At 67.5% G+C, this 575-nt stretch carries 1 protein-coding gene; it reads left to right on the top strand.

Annotated elements, in window-relative coordinates:
* Positions 1-575: GTP-binding protein (locus MWN33_RS18975; protein WP_247202621.1), on the top strand; the 575-nt coding region annotated here is incomplete at both ends.

The following is a 575-nucleotide window of genomic DNA, read 5'->3' on the forward strand; positions in this document are numbered from 1 at the left end:
GGCGCGGCGCAGATGGACGGCGCGATCCTGGTGGTGTCGGCGGCGGACGGCCCGATGCCGCAGACCCGCGAGCACATCCTTCTGGCGCGTCAGGTCGGCGTTCCGGCTCTGGTGGTGTTCCTGAACAAGTGCGACCAGGTCGACGACGAGGAGCTGCTTGAGCTCGTCGAGCTCGAGGTTCGCGAGCTTCTGTCGAAGTACGACTTCCCGGGCGACGACATCCCGATCATCCGTGGCTCGGCGCTGGTGGCGCTGCAGAACGGCGACCCGAAGCTGGGCCATGACGCGGTTCTGGAGCTGATGAAGGCGGTCGACGCCTACATCCCGCAGCCGGAGCGTCCGGTCGACCAGCCCTTCCTGATGCCGATCGAGGACGTGTTCTCGATCTCGGGCCGCGGCACGGTGGTGACCGGTCGCGTCGAGCGCGGCGTGATCAAGGTGGGCGAGGAAGTCGAGATCGTCGGTATCCGCCCGACGGTGAAGACGACGGTGACCGGCGTCGAGATGTTCCGCAAGCTTCTGGACCAGGGCCAGGCGGGCGACAATGTCGGCATCCTGGTGCGCGGCACCAAGCG

The organism is Ancylobacter koreensis, from assembly GCF_023016525.1.
In the GTDB taxonomy this organism is placed as follows: domain Bacteria; phylum Pseudomonadota; class Alphaproteobacteria; order Rhizobiales; family Xanthobacteraceae; genus Ancylobacter; species Ancylobacter koreensis.